We start from the raw sequence: 20,828 nt of genomic DNA on the forward strand, positions 1-20,828 counted from the left end.
ATTCTATCTCAATATAAGACTTATTATACTATATAGTATAAATAATGAAAAGAAACGCTCCTCAGGTGGAGAGAAAATAAGAAAATTTTAGAAAAAAATGAAGCAAATGAATTGAATAATTTGAAAGATTAAGGTAAATTAAAAATATACTTTTTAAACTATAAAGTATAAAAAGAACGTATAAAGGGGATTGTTATTATGACAACTTACACATTACCAACATTAGCTTATGAATTTAATGCATTAGAGCCTCACATTGACCAGCAAACAATGGAAATCCATTACGGAAAACATCATCAAACATATGTAAATAATTTAAATGCAGCTCTTGAAGGAAAAACAGAACTTCTAGAAAAAGACCTAGAAAGCTTATTAAAAAATTTAAATGAAGTGCCTGAAGCGATTCGTACAGCTGTTAGAAATAACGGTGGAGGACACTTAAACCACACATTATTTTGGGAAGTGATTGCACCAGCAGGGAATGCTGCACCAAGCAGTGAATTAGCAGCAGCGATTGAAAAAGCTTTCGGTAATGTTGACAGCTTCAAAGCAGAATTTACAAAAGCGGCACTCACACGTTTTGGATCAGGTTGGGCTTGGCTAGTTGTTAATGAACAAGGCGAACTTGAAGTAACAAGCACACCAAATCAAGACAACCCGATCATGGAAGGAAAAGTGGCTATCCTAGGCCTTGATGTATGGGAGCATGCATATTACCTAAATTATCAAAACAGAAGACCAGATTATATTGAAAGCTTCTTCAATATCATTAACTGGGACGCTGTTTCTAGCAAGTTTGAGCAAGCAACAAAATAATATTCATATAAAGGAAGCGATGCTTATATTAAGCATCGCTTTTATTATTTTACCACTTGTTATGATGTGGGAGAGAAAGATAAAAAATTTCTGATTATGCCTTTGTAGTAAATGTAGTTATTACCTATTATAAAAATATTATGGAAGGTAATTATATTACAGTAGTAAATACAAAAGGAGAGATAGTCATGACTCAAATTGATGTAAATCAGCTAAACCAAGCAAAAGCAAATGTAGCACTCACGCAAGAGTTATTAACAAAAGCAATTGAAAAAGCAAATTCTGATCCTACTCTCGCTCAAGAAGCTATTAAGCAGGCATCAAATGAAATTTCGTCTGCTTTAAGTGCGGTTACTCAAGTCCAAAATACATCACAAGCTCAATCGACAGAATGATAAATATTGCACCTAGATTTTCAAAAGTTTTTATATCCCCATGACCTAGTCAATGGGGTTTTTATCGTAGGATACACTTTTTACAGTAATCATATTCTTATCATTCCTGTCTAATCAACATTTTTGGATTGCTTTGGCAATCCTTTTTGATGTCATACTCAGAAAAAATTCCTAATGGATAGCCGTTTTACCTCCCTTATGAATCTTCAGGTAATTTTACGTTTCCTAAATATTTAATCTTTGGATGGAAAAGAATATGAGAAGTGAGGTGTAATATGAGAAACTTTGTCAAAATAGGAATTCTTATTTATCTTTTCATTCTTCCAGCAGAGGCTAAAGCAAATGTACAAAAATATGACGATGACGACCTTCCCATTAGCTTTGAAATTGAAATCCTACCTTGGGAAAAGGCAAAAGACATCCTGCCAAAGGGGAAGAAGTTTACTGTGATCGATGTTGAAACGGGCAAACAATTCAAAGTTCAACGACGAGCGGGAAGCAGGCATGCAGATGTTCAGCCTTTAACGACAAGAGACACGAAGATTATGAAAGAAATCTATGATGGGAAGTGGAGTTGGAAAAGAAGAGGCATTATCGTGAAGGTGGGAGATCAATTTATTGCGGCTTCCATGCATGGAATGCCTCACGGAGCAGGGGCACTCCAAAACGGATTTCCAGGTCATTTTTGCATTCACTTTTTAGGAAGTACGACCCATCGCTCAGGTAAGATGGATAAACTCCATCAATTAATGATTTTAAAAGCGGGCGGAAAAGAAGAGGAGTACTTATATACTGTTGACCCGTATGAAATGATCGAATTCTTTGTGACAGGCTTAAATTATCAAGATCCCCATTTACTAAAAGTAACTAGTGTAGAAAACAAACCTCCCACAAAATTGAAGAAAATAGCAAAGTCATTTACTTACTTCCGAATTACATCCATGTCCTTTTTACCTGTGGAAGATCTGGAAGGTCAGCTAGTGTTAGAGGTTCCAATCGGAGCAAAATATCACACAGATAGAACTGGAAAAGTTACAAAGAACATGACCTTTATTTTAAGAAAAAATAGTGTAATCGATCGTTGGAGAATTGACACGGAGCATTTTTTTAATCAAATAGAGGGGAAAAGTTGAAAACCTATGTGATTAGGTTTTCTTTTTTTGCTATACTAAAAAAATTGGTAGTATAGTTTTGAACAATAAGGAGACAACTGGATATGAAATTACAGGCATCAGCTAAAATGGACAAACTAACAACATCCATTTTTATAGACTTATCCAATCGAAAAAATGAACTCATGAATCATGGGAAAGATGTGATTGATTTAAGTGTTGGTAGTCCCGATTTACCTCCATCGTCATTAGTTATGGATACAATTAGTACATACAGTAAAGACTCAGCAAATTATGGATATACGCTAAAAGGAACATCTGAGTTTAGTGAAGCAGTAAGCTATTTTTATAAAAATCGTTATGGTGTGGAGCTTAACCCGACCGATGAAGTTTTACAGCTCATGGGTTCACAGGATGGACTTTCCCACTTGGCAACCGCCATGGTCAATCCGGGTGAATATGTTCTCGTACCTGACCCAGGTTATCCAATATACGAGGCGAGTGTCACGATTGCGGGTGGAATGGTGTATCCGATGCCATTATTAGAAGAAAATGATTTCCTGCCCATTTTAGAGGACATCCCGGAAGAAGTGTTAGTGAAAACAAAAATGATGATCTTGAGCTACCCGGGAAATCCGGTAACAGCCATTGCGGACAGAAGCTTTTTTGAAAAGTTAGTCGCTTTTGCTAGGAAGCATAACATTCTTGTGGCACACGATTTCGCTTATTCGGAACTTATATTTGATGATCATCCACAATTGAGCTTTATGGCGATTGAAGGGGCAAAAGAAGTTGGCATTGAGTTCAATTCTTTATCAAAAACTTTTAATATGGCTGGCTGCCGAATTGGGTACGTGGTCGGAAATGCTCAAGCTTTACAAATACTTGCCTCTTTAAAGTCACATATGGACTATGGCGTGTTTTTACCAATCCAAAAAGCAGCTGTAGCTGTGTTAACTTCCGATTTTAACATGCTAGCTGAACAGAAAAGAATTTACGAAGATCGAAGAAATACACTAATTGCGGGACTCAATCAGGGCGGTTGGGAAGTAAAAACTACGCCGGCTACGATGTTCATTTGGACGAAAATCCCTCAAGGTTGGACCTCTCGTCAGTTTGCTTTTGAATTGCTTGAACACGCGGGTGTGGCCGTTGTACCAGGAGATGCATTCGGTGCAGGGGGAGAAGGGTACGTGCGAATTGCATTAGTACAGCCATCTGAAAGATTAGCAGAAGCCGCAGATCGAATTCAGAAGTTTTTACAGACCTATCGACCAGAAAACATTTAATATAAATCCCTTTCATAGTAGGAACTTTAATGCTATGAAAGGGATTTTTTTGTTAAAAGTCTAGAAAGGGAAATGTCAGATTAGGAAATTAATATAGGTGTACTTAGTAGTGGGTAATTGTAAGTGTAGTAGTGAATAAAAAAGAGGAATTGTCCTGGCGGCTCGGCTACCATAGCGATTGCGTTAGGCCCGTGGCTTTGCGTCTCTTATTTTCATAAGATTTGCCTTTGCAGGATGGTGGTTATTTCATCTGTTCGGTTGCTAATTCAATGACAGACTGTAAAAGGTCAATGTCGATCCATATTTGCTCTCTTATAGCATCTTCTGTACATTTCGATTGTTCATATTGCAAAAGCTCTAATTCTTTCTTGAAATAAATGACATCAAGGGCATCTTGAAGACTTTGCTTAGAAATAAGTTCTTGCTGTGAATAAGTCAACCTTCGTATCGCCTCATTTTTTAAAAAATTGAGAAAGTCATTTTCTAAGTTTAACTTGATGGCTTGAATAATGAGATTTGACAATTGTTCATCATCTAGTCTGTGTAGCGAATTCATAGGGAAATCCTTTCTTACATTCTACTAAAAATAGTATATATAGGATAAGTTCAATAGTCCAAAGGTAACTGCATTCTACATAAGATATTTTTCGACAAAATTCGTAGAGGTTGATTATTTGTGTGCTGACGTATATCATTACCCGCTATTGAAGAAATGTAGACATAAAAAAGCAAAAAAATTGTAGGGAAATTATGGTTGAAGTAAAATGGGTATTGATATTGGAATATTTTCACAAAGGGAGTAATGTATATGACCGAAATTCAAGCAAAACAGGTTCGTCAAGCTGAGTATGATATTGATTCAAGCTATTTAAATCGTTGGTCGCCCCGTTCGTTTGTAGAGAAAGAAGTAGCTGAGGACGTTCTTATGAGTGTATTAGAAGCAGCACATTGGGCTCCATCTGCAAATAACTCTCAGCCTTGGAGATTTGTGATTGCACGCACACAGGAGGATCGTGAAAAGTTTCATTCTTTTATCAAGGAAGGAAATCGTAAATGGTGTGAAAAGGCTCCTGTTTTTGTGGCGATTCTATCTGATAAAAAATTGGGTTATCATGCTTTCGATTCCGGTTCGGCTTGGGGGTATTTAGCGCTACAGGCGAGCCAAAAAGGGTTAATCACTCACCCGATGGCAGGTTTTTATCAAGAGCAAGCTCGAGAAGCACTAAATGTCCCGGCTGACTTCGACATTCAAGTGATTGTCGCCATTGGCTATCAGGGAGAGAAAGAAGCCCTACCAGCAGAATTACAAGAACGTGAGCAACCATCGGGGAGACGACCTCTGAAGGAGTTAGTGTTTGAAGGGGAATATAAGTAATCGGTCGTTGAGCAAATCACTCTGTGGTTTGCTTTTTTTATGATGGTATTTGTTAATGGTGGTTTATTAGGCTTGGTAGGGTGGACTTGTGATATGTGACTGCGAATAGGGGGGGAGTTTGGATTTAGTGCCTGTGATTTCCAGGAATTAGTGGAATGAGGCAACTAAGTGTGGATTTAGTGCCCGTGGTTTCCAGGAATTAGTGGAATGAGGGAACTAAGTTGTCGTTTAGCGCCTGTGATTTCCAGGAATTAGTAGAATTAGAGAACCAAGTTGACGTTTAGAAACGTAATTTACATAAAATAATGAGATAAGGGAGCTAAACATAAGCTTAGTACCGCGAGTTCGACTACAATTAAAGGAAAGCCTCCGCCAACAACGTATACGTCTCTATTTTATCCTCAAAGTTAAAAACATTATGAATAATCATAAATTCATCTGTTCGATACCGTTCGCTTAACCTAAGTATGTCCTCTTTCACTTTCTGTGGTTCATGCGTTTTCGGTTTTCTTGGATTTTCATTATGTCTGCATTTGTTAGAGGAATCCTTTTTGCCTCCTCAACAGACAATGATGTTCAGCAACCCAAAACCGAGTATAATCTAATTCCTCGGTTAATTGCGCGAGTTTCAAGGTATTTTGTAGTGCTGTCGAGGCTGTTGACCCTTTACTGATAACTGATTGATCAAGAACACTGAGTTTCAAAACATTTCCCCCATTGAAAGAATTAATTCCACTTTAAATGATGAAGGATCATGAAGCAAGAAAAGTAACGCCCCTTCACTTTTTACTTAAGTAGTAGAAAAGAATCCTCTTAAAGGCATGGGAAAATCGGTCAACCATTGATTGATGTGAAATGAATTTATACCAGAAGTCATCTATAATGAGATAATGATTAAAATTAATGAACCAAGAAGGAAGATTCCTCAATGAAAAAATTCGAAAATCAAATACCAACCTCTATGAATATGAATCTAAAGTCCATGATCAGTATGATGAAAGACTCTGTAACAAGTAAAAGCACCCGCAGGCCAAGCGGTCTTATCCAGGTAGAAAATTATGTAGAAGAAACCTCGTCTCATCCAAGAGTTACCTGGTTCGGTCACTCGGCTTTTCTTCTTGAGCTAGAAGGGAAGAGACTTTTCTTTGATCCGATGCTTAGCGATCGGCCCTCACCCGTTTCATGGGCTGGTACGAAACGTTACAGCACAAACTTGTCGATTGAACCTAAAGAGCTTTCCAGTATTGATGCAATTGTGATTTCTCATGACCACTATGATCATCTGGATGTTTCATCAATTCGTAGATTAAAAGATAAAACACAAAGATTTATTGTACCGTTAGGGGTACGACGATGTTTAATGAATTGGGGTGTTCCTTCAGAAAAAATTACTGAGCATGAGTGGGGCGATGAAGTCCAGCTTGAGAATCTCACCCTAGCTTGTATGCCTGCCAGACATTTCTCCGGAAGAGGTTTATTAGATCGAAATTCTACCTTGTGGTGTTCATGGGTAATAGCAGGACGTGAAACAAAAGTATACTACAGTGGCGACAGCGGTTATGGTCCACACTTTAAGGAAATCGGTGAAACCTACGGACCTTTTGACGTAACTTTGATGGAATGCGGTCAATATGATGAGCGTTGGTCTCATATCCATATGCTACCAGAAGAAACGGTACAAGCTCATCTTGATGTGCGCGGTGATTTATTAATTCCTGTTCATTGGGGAGCCTTTACCCTTGCTTTCCATTCGTGGATTGATCCGGTAGAACGGGTTACAAAAGCAGCATCTCAGTATCAGGTGAACATTGCTACTCCGAAAATTGGGGAAACCGTTTGCATAGGTAGTGATGAATGTCCGAGAACTCCTTGGTGGAGAGAGAAGTAGACGTAAGTTTGCTTCTTTTTTAGTACAATCCTTTATTGTAACCGATCTATTTGACCCTCGTGTACGAGGAGAACTTCATCCAAGCATAAGATCTCGAGATTTCCATTTCCATAATCAAATACTACATTACACTTTAGGCCTTTATAAAGGACTATTTCATAAATCAATTTCCACACACCTTTCAAAGTGATTATTTTTCAACACAAAAACTATTTTAACAACAATAGTTTGTAAATAAAACCATTTTTTACCAACATTTTTAGTCAATAACCAACAAATTTCTACGATTCTTTGTCGACGCTCGTTCGTCTACCTTCTTTTTTCCTTTTTTATAAACAAGACTTTGGTTGTATTCAAATATTTTGATGATGAGAGTAATATATGAGGATGTATGCTGCGAATTACAAAGAGAGAAGGTAAGTAAGATGGATTTTTTATCGGTCCAACTCGACTATGATATGTTAAAAGATTTAGGGATCTCTATAGGAATTTTGCTTTTGTTTATACTATTTAGAAACCTATTTACGAAGTATGTATTTCAGCTGATTTTAAAATTGTCTAGAAAGACACCCACTGATTTTTTTACACAAATTTGCTTAAGTTTTGAACGACCGATCGGATGGCTGTTTATTATTATTGGTTTGTACGTAGCGATGGATTATTTCCCGTTTATCGAACAGCACAATGCGCTATTTTTAAAATTCTTACGATCGATGGTGATAGTGACCATTACGTGGGGATTATTTAATCTTTCTTCACCAACCACTGGAATTATTATGAGTGTGAATCAAAAGATTAATAATAAGATAGATTTAATTTTGATCCCATTTATCTCAAGAACGATTCGTGTAATTCTTGTTGCCATCAGTATCAGTATTATTGGGCAGGAATTTGATTATGACGTAAATGGCTTGGTTGCTGGACTAGGGCTGGGCGGTCTCGCTTTTGCATTAGCTGCGAAAGAAGCGGTAGGTAACCTGATTGGTGGTATTGTTATTGTAACGGAGAAACCTTTTTCAATTGGAGATTGGATTTTAACTCCTAGTGTCGAGGGTACAGTGGAAGATATTAATTTCAGAAGTACGAAGGTACGAACGTTTAGTCAGGCTTTAGTGACTGTTCCGAATTCCACTCTAGCAAACGAACCAATCACGAACTGGAGTCGAATGGGGAAAAGACGAATTACGTTCCACTTAGGACTAAATTATAAATCCACCAAAGATCAAATTCAAAGAGTCGTTCAGCGGGTGGAACTTATGCTAAGAAATCATGAGGACGTTCATCCGGATACGATTATGGTGGCATTCGATCAATATAATGATAGCAGTCTAGATATTCTCTTATACTTTTTCACCAACACCACCGTTTGGGGAGAGCATGTGAAAATTAAACATGAAATCAATATAGCGATTATGGGGATTTTAGAAGAAGAGGGTGTCGAAGTGGCGTTCCCAAGTAGAACCATTTACGTATCTCAGGAATCTAGTGACTTGCTTCAAACCATGGGGTCGTATGATTAACCATGACCAACCGTTTTTTACGGTTGGTTCTTTTTTATATCGCTTAGCAGTAAAGAAGGATTCTTCCGGATTGTTGTTGAATTATACTATGCTGGCATATAGAAAAGGGAGATTATGAATGTGAAAAGGGAATTACGTTATATTGGAGAAAAGATTGTAAAAAATGAGGAAATATTGGCTAACAGAATATCGCAACTAATTGATTCGGATTATTCATCTAGTCTAAGTAGAGCGGGAGCTCCAGACCAAGAGTTGCTTGCATATAGAGCGGAACTCGTCAGATACTTTGGACTGGCATTATATGAGGAAAAGGAAATGATACAGGAGCATGTAATTCGTTGGGGGAGAAAAGCAGCTAGATTTGCGATGAAATATCAGGTGTCATTAAGCAATGCCTTACGTGCTGTTAGCTTTTACCGGACTATTCTATGGGATGTATTTACCGACGAGTTGGCAGAAAAACAGTTTGCAGCCATTACGATGCTTGATGTGTCTAAAATTATTGATCCTTTAATAGATAAAGTTTTACAAGTGATGAGTGAAGTGTATGAAAAGAGAAACACGGAATTAATGAATATTGCCTATTCTGCGGTAGAGGAATTATCCGTTCCGGTGGTTGTTGTTACCAAAGGGATTGCGGTGATTCCATTGATCGGGACGATAGATACCAATCGAGCACAATTAATTATGGAAACAGCCCTCAATGAAGGATCACGCCTTCAGCTGGATTCACTGATTTTAGATGTATCCGGTGTTCCCATCATTGATACAATGGTAGCTGACCAGCTTTATAAGATCATAACAGCTCTTAAACTAAGTGGGATAGAGCCTCTAATCACAGGGATTCGCCCAGAATTGGCGCAAACGATTGTGAATATTGGATTGCATTTTAATGAAGTAACCACACAATCATCACTCGAGAATGCATTGAAGCAATTAGGGTTTAGAATAGAAAAAAGCTGGTGAAATATAAATAATTTCATCTGGCCTAAAGAAAGTAGTAGGACATTAAAGAGAAACCGCAAAGCAATGAAGCTTTGTGGTTTTTTTATTGAATTTTTTAGGCAACCTTAAACTTCTCTTTAGAAAATCTTTAGAACTGGTACCTATACTAAATTTGTAGTAAGAAACTAAGGAGGATGAACGATGGAAGAATCAAAATCAATCATGTTCACGATACAATCGTGGCAGGTGTTGGGGCCAGTTTTTCTAGTAGGACTTTTATGGCTGGTGAGGTGGGTTAACCGTCAAGAAAGGAAAGTAAAGGTAATGCAGTTAGCCGTTCTGCTATCTTTTGGGATATACTTACTTTGCGTCATACATTTCGTGTTCTTTCCAATAGATGTAAATATTGGACAATATTCTAATCAGACACCGTGGTACAAGACAATAAACTTTATTCCTATTTTAACGATTGATGTAACTACATTTTTATTAAATATTATCATGCTCATTCCTTTCGGGATGTATATTCCCTTTTTAAACAAGCATGTGGATTCTGTGAAACAGGTTGCCAAGCATGGTTTAATGATGAGTCTATCTTTAGAGATTCTTCAGTTACTCATTCGTGTGACGTTAGGTAGTGGAAGAAGTACCGATATCAATGATTTGTTGGCAAATACAGTAGGTACGGTGATTGGTTTTTTCATTATAAATGTATTATGGAAAGCGGAATCGTTAAAAACCGTGCTAAGATCATTTCAGCTTTAACTTTGTAAGGAGATAATAATATGACTCGAGTACTAATAGTAGAAGATGATCAACAAATTGCGGAGTTGGTCGAATTATATATGAAAAATGATGGGTATGAAATTGAGAAAGCGGGAGATGGTCAAGAGGCTCTCCAAATGTTAGAGCGTACTCTCCCTGACCTCATCATTTTGGACATTATGATGCCGAAGATGGATGGGCTCAAATTTTGTAAAGAAGTACGTAAAAACAATCAAGTTCCCATTTTGATGGTAAGTGCAAAGGTAGAAGATATGGACAAAATTATCGGACTGATGACAGGAGCCGACGACTATATGAGCAAGCCATTTAACCCTTTGGAGCTAAGTGCTAGAGTAAAAGCTTTGCTACGCCGGTCGAATTATCAACCTTCTGATAAGGATGACGATGAACTACACGTCGGATCCTTAACCATCGATAAAAGAAGTCATATGGTTACGGCCGGGGATGTAGTGATGAAACTGACAGCAAGGGAATTTGAGATTTTATATTTGCTTGCTAAAAATCGTGGACGTGTGTTTGCATCAGAAGAGATTTTTGAAAGGGTTTGGAATGAACCAGGGGAAGGTTCGAATAAAACCGTGATGGTTCATATTAGTAATCTTCGCGATAAGATAGAAACGGCGGTTCCTGGAGAAACAATTATTCAAACCGTCTGGGGAGTGGGTTATAAAATTGAAAAATAATTTAATTGAACTTGTAAGGTTTCTTCCTAAATGGAAGATTCTCATGTATGTTTTTCTATCAGTCTGCTTAGCGGCAATAACAGGAATCATTCTGCTCCCAGGACTATGGTATTTAGAAGACAATTCACGTTTCTTTGAAAGTCTGCTGTTTCTATTATCTTATTTTCGTGAGTTTGTATTTTTCGTTTTTTATAGTCTAACAGTTGTATTATACCTGTTCCTCTTCTATCAATATGAGAGGAAACAATATTTACTTTATTATTTGAAAAAAATTACTGATAATGTTCAAGCATTTGGTGAGAGAAAAATGGGTGATTTCTCCGTTCCACCTGAATTCAAAGCACTGTCTATGGGGATTAATAGCATCATTGAAGAGACGGAAGCAGCGATTAAGGAAGTCAAAAGGGTCGAACAGTTAAAGAATGAGCTTGTCACCAATGTGGCTCACGATCTTCGGTCACCACTGACGTCGATTATTGGTTATTTGGAACTAATAAATAACGACCAATATCGAGATGAGGTGGAGCTTCGGCATTTTGTTCAAGTGATACATGATAAAGCAATTAGCTTGCATTCACTTATTAACGACATTTTTGAGTATACGTATGTCCAAAATCAGCAGATTAAGCTTAAGAAGCAACCAATTCACCTTGAAGAAATGCTTAATCAGTTGGCGGTTCAATCCAAAATGCAGGTAGAGGAAGCAGGGATGGAGTGGAGATTTATTTCTCATGCTAAAACGCCAATTGTTCTGGGAGATGGGGAAAAACTCGTTCGAGTATTTGAAAATCTGATACAAAATGCCATTCGATACGGTCATGAAGGCAAGTACATAGATATCATGCTTAGTGACACCGAAGAATCGATAGTGATTGAAATCAGCAACTATGGCCAAGCGATCCCGATTGCTGACCTTCCTCATATTTTTGAACGGTTTTATCGTGTAGAAAAATCTCGTTCCAACTTTACGGGGGGATCTGGATTAGGACTTGCCATCGCCAAGAGCATAGTTGATCTCCATCAGGGACAAATTGAGGTGAAGAGTACAGTGGGGAGAACGGTATTTATAGTGACGCTTAAAAAGGACGGATGAAAGTAAATAATAAAAAGACTACTAAGAAAAATGTCTCTTAGTAGTCTTTTTATGTCTTTAAATGGTTAAAAGGTAATGTAGATTCCGAAGCTCGTTTAATAATTCCTCTCCTTTTCGGAGAATCTAACAGTAGTTCATAACAAAGTATGGAGGAATTATCTTGGGCGTTGAAGCGGAACAAATTCAATATTGTGAGAACTGCAAAGAAGATACTCTTCACAAAACCTATGAAGATGTGATGGAAATTACATATCGTTGTTCACAATGCGAAAAAGAGTCAGAGGTTTTTAAATCTTTTTTCTAATTTATGGGGATATTATTAGCTAAAGGTGATAACCCCCCTGTCAGCATCTGACAGGGGGAATTCTTTATTCGTTATTAGTTTCTTCTGTGCTCTCTTCCGTGCCTTCTTCTGTTTGGTTTTCTTCTGTTTCAGTTTCTTCTGTTGTGTCTTCGCTACAACCTGTGGCAAATCCAATTACCATAAAAGTTGCTAGCAAAGCGAATAACCCTTTTTGTAGTTTCTTTAATTTTTCCATTTTCATTGCCTCCTCATTGGCGCTTAAGTAACTTACAATCCTATCATACATGAGAAAACGCGAGAGAATGTCCAAGTTACCAATTATTTACACAATCAAGGAAGAATATTTAACTTTTTAATACTGTGTATACAAAATTTTCAATTCATTAATACTCGATTCTAATGCTCTCCTGATTAATGGTCATACTAATGCTATAGTTATCGCTTAAAAACTAATTAAGGAGAGGTAAGATGCCAAGAAAACCTGCACAGACGGAAGAAGAGGTAGAAAAAGAAAAAATTGTTCATTTGCCGAGCAATCAATCGAATAAAGATGAAGTCGAAAGCCTTTCCCATATGTTAGCAGAGGTATTGGAGTATATATCAGACGAAGAGGTAGAAGAAATTGATTTTGAATACATATTGGACCATACAGAAGGTCTCAGAAATTGGTGGGAACGTTATCAAGAAAACAACCGAAAAAAAATTGAGGATGAAATAAGAAATTCACTAAGTGGTTTATCCTTTGAAGAACTGCAAAAGATTCGGGAACAGATCAAAGAAAAATAGGAACTATACTGTCTGCATTCCTTATTTAGGGATGCTTTTTGTATGTATAAATTTGTATTTTTTTCTATGTAAAAAGATAGAATCATATCAATTTTTTGTTAAAATAGGAATATATGTTCGGAAAAGTGGGGAGCTAGCTATGCTAAAGAATGAACAAGATATATGTAATCTAATCTATGAAGATGAGAAAATGATGGATGTGTTAAGGGCAGCCCAATCACTGAATTTACCAGACTGGTGGATATGTGCGGGGTTTGTTCGTTCAAAAATTTGGGATACGTTGCACAACTTAAGTGTAAGAACCAACATACCGGATGTGGATGTTATTTACTTTGACCGTGATAACACAGAGGAAATAACAGAAAAGATGTATGAAGATGCGTTAAAGAGAAAGCTTCCTGGTATCCCTTGGTCAGTAAAAAATGAGGCCAGAATGCATCTCGCAAACCATCTTCCGCCTTATTCATCATCTGAGGATGCCATTTCAAAATTTCCAGAAACAGCAACGGCACTTGGAGTGAAATTAGACGAGAAGGACCAAGTGATTCTAACTGCCCCATGTGGAATAAAAGATGTGATCAACTTAGAAGTAAGACCCACTACATTTTTCACTGAATCAAAAGAGCGTTCTGCCATCTATGAGGAGCGTATAAGAAAGAAGAAATGGGAATCTATATGGTATAAGATAAAAGTTTATCATATAGATATAGACGGAGTTGAGAATGAGACAGAATGAAATTGTATTGGTTGAAAGTGTGAGTGTTATGAAAGATACAAGGAGTTGTGTTAAGACAAAAAGTTGCCGCATAGAAGAGTGGTCAATTTTATCCAACGACCCTGGTAAAGAAGAAATAAGGAATATGAAACCTAATCATAAATCTAATCGTGATATGGAAGGTGTGATTATTTTGAAAAAGTTACTACTTTTTTCGTACCTGATGTTCCTATACATATCACTAACTGGATGTCGTGTATGGGACTTGAAAAGTAATACACCCTTGGAAATGGTTGCATTTAATAGCCTGACGGATGAGGAGAAAGATTTGATTCCAGTTAGTCCGAAAGATTCAAAGGTTGAGAAGGTGGCTGTTAGTCAAGAAAACATATCCATGATTAATGAGGACTATGAAAAAGATGAAGTATACTCTGTGACCTTTAACAACACAAAGTCCGAAGAAACTGGAAACCTAGTGGTCTTTTTAGACTTGGACAAAGAAACCGTTGTTGGAAAAGGAGTTACTAGAGATTGATTTGAACTCCATTTGTACTCGTTATTACATACGGGATTGGTGGGCCTAAGAATCATTCTTAGGCCCACTTTTTGGTTATATTTGGAACTTTCCTAGCTCTTCCTGTAACTCCTCTGATATACGATTTAGTGCGAAGGCAGATGCAGCCATTTCCTGCATAGTAGCCAATTGTTGTTCAGATGCTGCAGCTACATTTTGAGAGTTAGAAGAGGTTTCATGTGCAATGGCAGCTAGTGATTGAACGTTATTTGTTGTATTTTCAGTGGTTTTGGCCATCTGTTCGGCAGAAGAAGATACCACTTTAATACGATTGGTCACCATTTGAACGGAATCGAAAATGTGTTTGAAGTTTTCTCCGGTCTCGTGTATGACTGTTGTTCCAACCTCGACTTCCTTTAATCCAGAAGCCATAGATTCTACTGCAGTGGATGTATGGAATTGAATGTGGTGAATGAGTTTCGCAATTTGGTCTGCTGAAGATTTTGATTGCTCCGCTAATAATCTTACTTCGTCTGCTACAACTGCAAAACCTCGACCGTGCTCTCCCGCACGTGCCGCTTCAATAGCCGCATTAAGTGCTAATAGGTTGGTTTGATCGGCTATTCCAGTAATAACACCAACAATTTGACCAATTTTCTTAGAACTTTCCCCTAATGTAAGAACAAGATTAGAGGTGTGACCAACGGATTGCTGAATCGAATCCATTTGTTGTACCGCTTTTTGAACCAGTTCATTTCCTTCTTTTGCTCGTTGTGTAGAATCTTGAGATGCTAGACATACTTTGTTGGAAGCTTCGGCGATTTTTAACATATTATGAGCCATTTCATTCATTGTCAAAACGGTTTCTTGTGCACTGACCGATGATGTTTTAGCACCTGATGCAATTCCTTGGATAGAAAAAGTAATTTGCTCTGCTGAAGAAGAGGTTTGTTCAGCGGAAGCATGAAATTCCTGTGAAGCTAGAGTCACTTGATTGGATGTTTCAGAGACTTTTTGGATTAATGACTTTAAATTACCTAGCATGATGTTTGTCGCAGCCATTAAGCGCCCAAGTTCATCTTGTGATTGGGTTTGTAAGTCCTCTCCACGTAAATCACCATTCGCTATTTTTTCTAACCGGTTCACGACAAGGGTGATATGTTTTGAGATAACTGTTGCATTATATAACCCAATCACAATCGCAATCATAATAGCGATCAGAGAGCCAAAAGTAATCAGACTTACAGAACGATCAGCTAAAGATTCCACATTCTCTGCTTCAGTCACGGTAATCTTATTTTGCATGTCCACGACTTGTACCCATGCATCGATGGCTTCTTGGCTGTAAGGTAAGCATTTTTCCTCCATTAGTGCGATGGCTCCTTCCACGTCACCGCTATCATAGAGAGGAATAATTTCATCGGTTACAAGTTTTTTCCACTTACTTGTTTTTTCATCCGCATCAATCAAAGCAGACTCGATTTCTTTAGAAATACGACCTTCATTAATTGCAGCTTGTAGGAATTGTTCGGTTTCCTTTGAAGTTTCTGTTTCGGTTAGAAATTTCTCTTTAAACTTACTTTCATTAAAAAGTATGTAATCTCTTGCGATTTTCGCGCGATTGGCCACACTAAAGCTCATCGAGTTCGCAGCTTCCAAAAATTTCATATCATTTGCAGTGATGTTTTCTACATCTTTTGATATGGAAAAAATTGAATAGTAGCTGTAGGAGGCAATAATGACCAATATAGCCAGAATCAGACCAAAACTGAATAATATTTTTCCCTTTATACTCCTCATAAAAATTCCCCTTTTACAATAAAAATGTGGTGCTAGACATAGGTGGATCGAAGAAATACGAGGACTAAAACTAAGGTCTGTACTCACAATTTATCATTTGAGTCTTTTGGCCTATAATCAAAACAAAAAAATAATTTGAATTAAAGATAAAAAAGTACAAACGGGTTTCTATTTTTGCAACCCAATCAGCATTCTAGTATCCTCGTAAGTAGAATTTTATTTTATATACGAGAATGCTAGAAGGCAATTTTAAATGTGCTGTGTCTTACAAATTCAGGGGGATCAATTTAGGAAAGGGGCTTTAAATACAGATGATTACTTTAAGAAATGTACAATCTACAGATTTGGAACAGCTTCTATTAATAGAGAATGAAGGGTTTTCTAAAGAAGAAGCTGCCACGAAAGAAGCATTTGTGGAGAGGATTCAGTTGATACCTGATACATTTATTGTGGCAGAAAAAGAAGGGGAGATTCTTGGGTATATTAATGGTCCAATTATTAATCAAACTTACATAACCGATAATCTTTTTAAAAAAATTAAAGAGAACCCATCAAGAGGAGGGTATCAGAGCATTTTAGGATTAGCTGTGTCCGAGCAGTCAAGAGGTAAAGGCATTGCAAAAATCTTGATTAAAAAAATGGAAGAGCTTGTGGAAGAAAAAGAGAGAGATGGAATCACGTTAACTTGTAAACAGAATTTAGTGTCTTTTTATGAAAAATTTGGTTTTGTTAACCATGGATTATCCGAATCACAACATGGAGGAGTACGCTGGTATAACATGGTCAAACGAAACACTCTTACATAGAAAAAGGAGGACATCTTTTGAAAGAATGTCCTCCGATGCATTATCGAGGTTGGTTCGTATGAGTGGGACTTGATAAAGAGTAACTTTTAATCATTTTTTGTAAATTGATATGTCCTTCTCTTAATTTAATCGTTTCTTGAAGGATTTTCTGAAATCCTTCCAAGTCGCGATCAGAAGCATTTAATACAGATTTGGGTATCGCCTCTACTAGTTGTTGTAAGCTTAAGTCTGCCATAAAATGACCACCTTTCTTTTCTTTATATTATAAAATTATTTAAGAACCATTTTTTCGTAGTGTTCGTAAAACACTTTAAATAGTCTCTCATCTCCACCACGATCAGGATGAAGGAATTTTAATAGTTTTCTTAGTTCTTTTTTCAAGAAGTCTTTGTCAGATTCCTCCTCAATCCCTAATAAGGTGTAGATGGTAGATGGAGCAGGTGTGAATAAAGCATTCTCAGATCTGACCATTTTTTTCAACGAGCGAACTTTGGCTCGTTCAATTCGAATCATTATTTCTAGTTCTTCCATTTTCTCTTTTAATTTTGTATTTTCATGAAACGTTTTTTCCCAATGTTCATAATCAATGCCGAATTGTTGACTCATTCTTTCATGTTTCTTTTCAACAATAAAAGTGGCTAAATCGAATGGATCAATAGAAAAGTTGATGTTCAAATCTTTTGTCCTTTTGGCCCTTATTTTCCCATCGAGAATCCAACGAATAACCATCTCTTCATTATCCGCAATGCCTTCACTGCGAAGTAATTCCGTAGTTTCTTTCACATTTAACATAATATCAACTCTTTAATCTTACTTGTAAATTTAATGTATCATAGGATTCACTATTACAAATTTACAGGTTTGTTTAAATTAGATGTTAAATGTAACTAATGTAACGTTTATATTAAATTTAAAAGTAGAAAGAAGGGGATTTTGAGTTTTTCTATCATTTAAATGGAAAAATATAAGGTTTATAGTAAAATTAGGAAGAGAGTGGTTGGGCTAAAGAAGAATAGCTTGAGTATTTGGGAGATACCAAAGTGGACTCCGTACTTACGAAAGAATAGGAACTATTCAGGCAAATTTGCTTAAAAGTATACATACGTTAGAGAAGCATTAAAAAATCACCAAGAGTTGTAAATTGTAAAGAAGACCATGCACTTTTAGGAAAAGGCAACTGCCATTTCTTTCAAAGCATTTTAGTGACGATACTATAAGACAAGGGGTGGCAGGAATGAGCAAGAACTCGAAGGTGAATATAGAAGGACTTGGTTTTAATTGGGATGTTGAAAATGGAAGGTTTCAATATGAAAATCAGGATTCGGTCCTTTTTTGGATCAATAGTGCAATGAAGTCTTTCTTCGACACCATTGAAGAGGTATCTGGGGAAGAGGCGTCCAACTTGGTGCTAGAGACGACTGGGTATCGTCAAGGGATTGTAGTAGGGGACTATTTTCGAAAAATAAAGGACTTTGATGTGTCTGAAGCGGCAAAAATGATTACCAATACATATGCTTCTGCCGGTTGGGGAAGAGCAGAAATAAAATACCTCGATTATGAAACGAAAACGCTTGTGGCTCATATAAGAGACAGTTGGGAATATAAAATCAACCTGGCTCAAGGGAAGAGTAAGGGAACCGCTTTTTTAGCAGCTCATTTTGCCGGCCTATTCAGCAGCCTTTTTGATACGAACATTTGGTACGAATATGAACAAGACCAACTCGAAGGATCTGAGTACAGCATTGTTAAGTACTTTCCTTCCGATATTACAGCAACCAAAAACATACATCAGTTAGCTCGAAAAAACGAGTCTGAACAGATTATACGCTTAGAAGAAATGGTGGAACAGAAGACAAGTGAACTTCGAAGCTTAGTGAAAAAACTTTCCTCTCCGATCATACCTGTTTTTGATGGAATTGTTGTTGTACCACTGATTGGGAAATACGAGGAGGACCGTTCAGAAGATCTGATGATCAACACCTTGAGCAATTTGCCAAAGCATAAAGCCAATTATCTTATTCTTGACTTAACAGGTCTTGATACGGAAGTGGATCAATTTACAATTGATCTGATTGTGAAAATTGGGTCAGCCGCTTCCTTAATAGGCACGAAATCGATATTGGTAGGTATTCCTGTCAACTTAGCTATAAAAATGGTTCAATCTCATGTGACACTTGGTCGTTTTGAAGTATTTCAAACAATGCAGCATGGGATTCAATATGCGCTGGCTCAGCTGGGGAAAACAGTTAGTTAAGTCATGCTGGGTAGAGGTGTGTATGCTGAGGATGAAGGATGTTTTGTATTGAAAAGTTAGGAGAAATGGTCTTCATCAGAGGAATGAAGGACGTTTTGGATTGGAAATTTAGTGGAAATGGTCTTCAACGGAGGAATGAAGACCATTTTTGCATGAAAAGTCGATAGGAATTGCCTTCATGAGGAGATAAAGGTGATATTGTGGAGAATTCCTAAATTAACAAAGGCCCCCCATTGTTCAGAAGGGGCCTTACTTGTTATTGCTTAATAATTTTTTCTTCTACGCGTTTTTCGATTCTCTCCACTAGTAACTTATCCTTTAGTAATTCCTCTCTGTTTCGTTTCATGAGCTCTTCTAAAGTTGGTTTTCCAGGTTTCATCTCTTTCTTCCTTCCTAGTATTAAAGTTTGATTTTTCTGACAATACACTTCAATAAAAAACCTCTACCACTATGGTAAAGGTTTAATGTAAATAAACCTTTACAAACAGGTAAAGGTCTTGCTAACAACGACAAATGGTTGCCAACAAAGCCGGGAGTGAAGTGACTCCGTAATGACGACTTTGCTGTAAAAGCTACTCCCCTTTAAGGAGATATTTGTTTGTATGCGTTAATCATAAAAGATTGTGAATTATTAGTCAAATGAAATGCATGACTTTAGGAAAAAAATAAAGATTTAATTGGAAAAAGTAAGGAGGATAATTGTAGAATAAGATAAAAAGTAAAAAAAGGAAAATAGACAGAAGTAAATTTTTAGATGGGAGTCCTCTGGTATGGTGAAGAGTATTTATAAAAGTGTGGAAGGCAAAAGGATTTTGCACGAGCATTATGAACGTTATGTAAAATCATTTCCTTTTCCAGTGGAACGAAGATACGTGAGTACGAGTTTTGGAGAAACGCATGTGCTTGTGGCAGGTCCGCCAGAAGGGAAACCCGTATTTTTATTTCAGGGAGGCAACTGTATCAATCCCATGACATTCTCTTGGTTCACTCCGTTACTAAGTAAGTATCGTATCTATGCACCAGATACAATCGGTCATCCTGGCTACAGTGCCGAAACGAGAATTTCCGCAAAAGACGAGAGCTTTGCTAAGTGGATTGAAGAGTTAATGAATGAGTTTGACATAGCTAGCTGTGCATTTATCGGCCCCTCTTATGGAGCGGGAATTATTTTAAGACTAGCAACCTACCTGCCTAATAAAATTTCTTGCTCCGTCCTGGTGTCACCAGCAGGAATCAAATTGGGATCCAAAAGAAAGATGATAAAAGAAATTTTACTTCCTTTACTTTTATTTCATTCTTTCTCCCCAGACAAAAATTTAAACAAAATTGCTGCGGTCATGTCGAATGATAGCATGAAAGAAGTAGACAAACAGATTATCGGTGATGTGTTTCGATACACTAGACTTGAACAAGACATGCCAAAATTAACGGAGGCGGACGAGTTAGTTCATTATGATGCACCGACACTTGTTATCACAGGGAAAAAAGATGTTTTTTTCCCTGAAAAAAATATTAGACCTGCAGCAAAGAACATTTTTTCCAATGTAATTGATATTAAGTCATATGATATGGGCCATTTTCCATCAGATGAATATTTATCCACCATTAATAAAGAAATTTTAGAGTTTCTTCAAAAGTATTACTAGTTTTCTAGTTTAAAAATCGTTCGGGGCTAGGCGGCTCCGAACGTTTTTTCTTTACTTCGTTACAGACTGATTAGAGCCTGTATTTATTTTACTGTTGTTTG

General features: G+C 37.1%; 24 protein-coding genes and 1 riboswitch. Of the genes, 18 read left to right on the forward strand and 6 right to left on the reverse strand.

All coding sequences use genetic code 11. The features are described from left to right. Positions 1-198: 198 nt before the first annotated feature. The 4 genes from M3175_RS09345 (at position 199) to M3175_RS09360 (ending at position 3,612) form a co-directional block, all read left to right on the forward strand. Entirely contained in the window at positions 199-816 is a 618-nt protein-coding gene (locus M3175_RS09345) for a superoxide dismutase (protein WP_251518258.1), read from the forward strand. 188 nt (positions 817-1,004) lie between these two features. Continuing rightward, entirely contained in the window at positions 1,005-1,211 is a 207-nt protein-coding gene (locus tag M3175_RS09350; protein WP_251518270.1) for a hypothetical protein, read from the forward strand. 275 nt (positions 1,212-1,486) lie between these two features. Next, positions 1,487-2,344: a hypothetical protein gene (locus tag M3175_RS09355; RefSeq protein WP_251518272.1), complete on the forward strand. Its 858-nt coding sequence runs from the start codon at positions 1,487-1,489 to the stop codon at positions 2,342-2,344. Between the two features lie 83 nt (positions 2,345-2,427). Beyond that, a complete protein-coding gene (locus M3175_RS09360) occupies positions 2,428-3,612 on the forward strand; it encodes an LL-diaminopimelate aminotransferase (protein ID WP_251518274.1) in 1,185 nt (394 codons plus the stop codon). A 153-nt stretch (positions 3,613-3,765) separates the two neighbouring features. After that, a riboswitch (cyclic di-GMP riboswitch) is annotated at positions 3,766-3,848 on the reverse strand. Between the two features lie 5 nt (positions 3,849-3,853). Here the strand turns inward: M3175_RS09360 and sda are convergent. Beyond that, complete coding sequence (gene sda / locus M3175_RS09365) at positions 3,854-4,168, reverse strand: sporulation histidine kinase inhibitor Sda (protein WP_251518276.1); 315 nt, start codon at positions 4,166-4,168, stop codon at positions 3,854-3,856. Positions 4,169-4,420: 252 nt separating this feature from the next. On the opposite strand from sda, the gene M3175_RS09370 reads away from it, so the two are divergent. From M3175_RS09370 to M3175_RS09410, 8 genes are all read left to right on the forward strand, one after another. Continuing rightward, positions 4,421-4,987: a nitroreductase family protein gene (locus tag M3175_RS09370; RefSeq protein WP_251518278.1), complete on the forward strand. Its 567-nt coding sequence runs from the start codon at positions 4,421-4,423 to the stop codon at positions 4,985-4,987. 928 nt (positions 4,988-5,915) lie between these two features. Next, complete coding sequence (locus tag M3175_RS09380; RefSeq protein ID WP_251518280.1) at positions 5,916-6,875, forward strand: MBL fold metallo-hydrolase; 960 nt, start codon at positions 5,916-5,918, stop codon at positions 6,873-6,875. Positions 6,876-7,300: 425 nt separating this feature from the next. After that, positions 7,301-8,395, forward strand: coding sequence for a mechanosensitive ion channel family protein (locus M3175_RS09385; protein WP_251518289.1), 1,095 nt, complete (start codon positions 7,301-7,303; stop codon positions 8,393-8,395). 120 nt (positions 8,396-8,515) lie between these two features. Beyond that, positions 8,516-9,361 (forward strand): STAS domain-containing protein, encoded by an 846-nt coding sequence (locus M3175_RS09390; protein WP_251518291.1) that lies wholly within the window; start codon positions 8,516-8,518, stop codon positions 9,359-9,361. A gap of 180 nt (positions 9,362-9,541) precedes the next feature. Continuing rightward, entirely contained in the window at positions 9,542-10,105 is a 564-nt protein-coding gene (locus M3175_RS09395) for a VanZ family protein (RefSeq protein ID WP_251518293.1), read from the forward strand. Between the two features lie 20 nt (positions 10,106-10,125). Then, entirely contained in the window at positions 10,126-10,809 is a 684-nt protein-coding gene (locus M3175_RS09400) for a response regulator transcription factor (protein WP_251518295.1), read from the forward strand. After that, positions 10,799-11,902 carry a sensor histidine kinase gene (locus tag M3175_RS09405; protein WP_251518297.1) on the forward strand — a complete coding sequence of 368 codons (1,104 nt, stop codon included), beginning with the start codon at positions 10,799-10,801 and terminating at the stop codon, positions 11,900-11,902. The genes M3175_RS09400 and M3175_RS09405 overlap by 11 nt, the downstream gene beginning before the upstream one ends. 160 nt (positions 11,903-12,062) lie before the next feature. Next, on the forward strand, positions 12,063-12,206 hold the full coding sequence (locus M3175_RS09410) for a hypothetical protein (protein ID WP_251518299.1): 144 nt from the start codon (positions 12,063-12,065) through the stop codon (positions 12,204-12,206). Positions 12,207-12,270: 64 nt separating this feature from the next. Here the strand turns inward: M3175_RS09410 and M3175_RS09415 are convergent, their stop codons facing one another. Next, on the reverse strand, positions 12,271-12,441 hold the full coding sequence (locus M3175_RS09415; protein ID WP_251518301.1) for a hypothetical protein: 171 nt from the start codon (positions 12,439-12,441) through the stop codon (positions 12,271-12,273). Positions 12,442-12,674: 233 nt separating this feature from the next. Between M3175_RS09415 and M3175_RS09420 the strand changes: the two genes are divergently transcribed. The 3 genes from M3175_RS09420 to M3175_RS09430 all read left to right on the forward strand — a co-directional run bounded on the left by M3175_RS09420 (position 12,675) and on the right by M3175_RS09430 (position 14,242). Then, positions 12,675-12,992, forward strand: coding sequence for a hypothetical protein (locus M3175_RS09420; RefSeq protein WP_251518303.1), 318 nt, complete (start codon positions 12,675-12,677; stop codon positions 12,990-12,992). Positions 12,993-13,131: 139 nt separating this feature from the next. Next, the gene (locus M3175_RS09425; protein ID WP_251518305.1) at positions 13,132-13,728 is read left to right on the forward strand and encodes a nucleotidyltransferase family protein; all 597 of its coding nucleotides are present in this window, start codon (positions 13,132-13,134) and stop codon (positions 13,726-13,728) included. Continuing rightward, positions 13,715-14,242 (forward strand): hypothetical protein, encoded by a 528-nt coding sequence (locus M3175_RS09430; RefSeq protein WP_251518307.1) that lies wholly within the window; start codon positions 13,715-13,717, stop codon positions 14,240-14,242. Before M3175_RS09425 ends, M3175_RS09430 begins: the two co-directional genes overlap by 14 nt. A 75-nt stretch (positions 14,243-14,317) precedes the next feature. Here M3175_RS09430 and M3175_RS09435 read toward each other — a convergent pair whose 3' ends face one another. Continuing rightward, entirely contained in the window at positions 14,318-16,021 is a 1,704-nt protein-coding gene (locus M3175_RS09435) for a methyl-accepting chemotaxis protein (RefSeq protein ID WP_251518309.1), read from the reverse strand. A gap of 311 nt (positions 16,022-16,332) precedes the next feature. Between M3175_RS09435 and M3175_RS09440 the strand changes: the two genes are divergently transcribed. After that, positions 16,333-16,827, forward strand: coding sequence for a GNAT family N-acetyltransferase (locus M3175_RS09440; RefSeq protein ID WP_251518311.1), 495 nt, complete (start codon positions 16,333-16,335; stop codon positions 16,825-16,827). A gap of 40 nt (positions 16,828-16,867) precedes the next feature. Here M3175_RS09440 and M3175_RS09445 read toward each other — a convergent pair whose 3' ends face one another. Both M3175_RS09445 and M3175_RS09450 read right to left on the reverse strand, forming a co-directional pair. Further along, on the reverse strand, positions 16,868-17,062 hold the full coding sequence (locus tag M3175_RS09445; protein WP_251518313.1) for a hypothetical protein: 195 nt from the start codon (positions 17,060-17,062) through the stop codon (positions 16,868-16,870). Positions 17,063-17,097: 35 nt separating this feature from the next. Beyond that, complete coding sequence (locus M3175_RS09450; RefSeq protein WP_251518315.1) at positions 17,098-17,619, reverse strand: J domain-containing protein; 522 nt, start codon at positions 17,617-17,619, stop codon at positions 17,098-17,100. A 442-nt stretch (positions 17,620-18,061) separates the two neighbouring features. Here M3175_RS09450 and M3175_RS09455 point away from each other — a divergent pair, with 442 nt between their 5' ends. After that, on the forward strand, positions 18,062-19,081 hold the full coding sequence (locus tag M3175_RS09455; protein WP_251518316.1) for an STAS domain-containing protein: 1,020 nt from the start codon (positions 18,062-18,064) through the stop codon (positions 19,079-19,081). 256 nt (positions 19,082-19,337) lie between these two features. Here M3175_RS09455 and M3175_RS09460 read toward each other — a convergent pair whose 3' ends face one another. After that, on the reverse strand, positions 19,338-19,460 hold the full coding sequence (locus M3175_RS09460) for an FbpB family small basic protein (protein WP_119708019.1): 123 nt from the start codon (positions 19,458-19,460) through the stop codon (positions 19,338-19,340). A gap of 391 nt (positions 19,461-19,851) precedes the next feature. Here M3175_RS09460 and M3175_RS09465 point away from each other — a divergent pair, with 391 nt between their 5' ends. After that, positions 19,852-20,727 carry an alpha/beta fold hydrolase gene (locus M3175_RS09465; protein WP_251518318.1) on the forward strand — a complete coding sequence of 292 codons (876 nt, stop codon included), beginning with the start codon at positions 19,852-19,854 and terminating at the stop codon, positions 20,725-20,727. Positions 20,728-20,828 lie beyond the last annotated feature (101 nt).

This window comes from Robertmurraya korlensis (assembly GCF_023715225.1).
GTDB lineage: Bacteria > Bacillota > Bacilli > Bacillales > Cytobacillaceae > Robertmurraya_A.

Bases quoted from the DNA above. Each gene is read 5' to 3' on its own strand.
- M3175_RS09435 (WP_251518309.1), bottom strand. From the start codon at position 16,021: ATGAGGAGTATAAAGGGAAAAATATTATTCAGTTTTGGTCTGATTCTG.
- M3175_RS09360 (WP_251518274.1), top strand. From the start codon at position 2,428: ATGAAATTACAGGCATCAGCTAAAATGGACAAACTAACAACATCCATT.
- M3175_RS09445 (WP_251518313.1), bottom strand. From the start codon at position 17,062: ATGGCAGACTTAAGCTTACAACAACTAGTAGAGGCGATACCCAAATCT.
- M3175_RS09420 (WP_251518303.1), top strand. From the start codon at position 12,675: ATGCCAAGAAAACCTGCACAGACGGAAGAAGAGGTAGAAAAAGAAAAA.
- M3175_RS09345 (WP_251518258.1), top strand. From the start codon at position 199: ATGACAACTTACACATTACCAACATTAGCTTATGAATTTAATGCATTA.
- M3175_RS09450 (WP_251518315.1), bottom strand. From the start codon at position 17,619: ATGTTAAATGTGAAAGAAACTACGGAATTACTTCGCAGTGAAGGCATT.
- M3175_RS09415 (WP_251518301.1), bottom strand. From the start codon at position 12,441: ATGGAAAAATTAAAGAAACTACAAAAAGGGTTATTCGCTTTGCTAGCA.
- M3175_RS09430 (WP_251518307.1), top strand. From the start codon at position 13,715: ATGAGACAGAATGAAATTGTATTGGTTGAAAGTGTGAGTGTTATGAAA.
- M3175_RS09385 (WP_251518289.1), top strand. From the start codon at position 7,301: ATGGATTTTTTATCGGTCCAACTCGACTATGATATGTTAAAAGATTTA.
- M3175_RS09460 (WP_119708019.1), bottom strand. From the start codon at position 19,460: ATGAAACCTGGAAAACCAACTTTAGAAGAGCTCATGAAACGAAACAGA.
- M3175_RS09425 (WP_251518305.1), top strand. From the start codon at position 13,132: ATGCTAAAGAATGAACAAGATATATGTAATCTAATCTATGAAGATGAG.
- M3175_RS09395 (WP_251518293.1), top strand. From the start codon at position 9,542: ATGGAAGAATCAAAATCAATCATGTTCACGATACAATCGTGGCAGGTG.
- M3175_RS09455 (WP_251518316.1), top strand. From the start codon at position 18,062: ATGAGCAAGAACTCGAAGGTGAATATAGAAGGACTTGGTTTTAATTGG.
- M3175_RS09400 (WP_251518295.1), top strand. From the start codon at position 10,126: ATGACTCGAGTACTAATAGTAGAAGATGATCAACAAATTGCGGAGTTG.
- M3175_RS09380 (WP_251518280.1), top strand. From the start codon at position 5,916: ATGAAAAAATTCGAAAATCAAATACCAACCTCTATGAATATGAATCTA.
- M3175_RS09440 (WP_251518311.1), top strand. From the start codon at position 16,333: ATGATTACTTTAAGAAATGTACAATCTACAGATTTGGAACAGCTTCTA.
- M3175_RS09370 (WP_251518278.1), top strand. From the start codon at position 4,421: ATGACCGAAATTCAAGCAAAACAGGTTCGTCAAGCTGAGTATGATATT.
- M3175_RS09465 (WP_251518318.1), top strand. From the start codon at position 19,852: ATGGTGAAGAGTATTTATAAAAGTGTGGAAGGCAAAAGGATTTTGCAC.
- M3175_RS09355 (WP_251518272.1), top strand. From the start codon at position 1,487: ATGAGAAACTTTGTCAAAATAGGAATTCTTATTTATCTTTTCATTCTT.
- M3175_RS09350 (WP_251518270.1), top strand. From the start codon at position 1,005: ATGACTCAAATTGATGTAAATCAGCTAAACCAAGCAAAAGCAAATGTA.
- sda (WP_251518276.1), bottom strand. From the start codon at position 4,168: ATGAATTCGCTACACAGACTAGATGATGAACAATTGTCAAATCTCATT.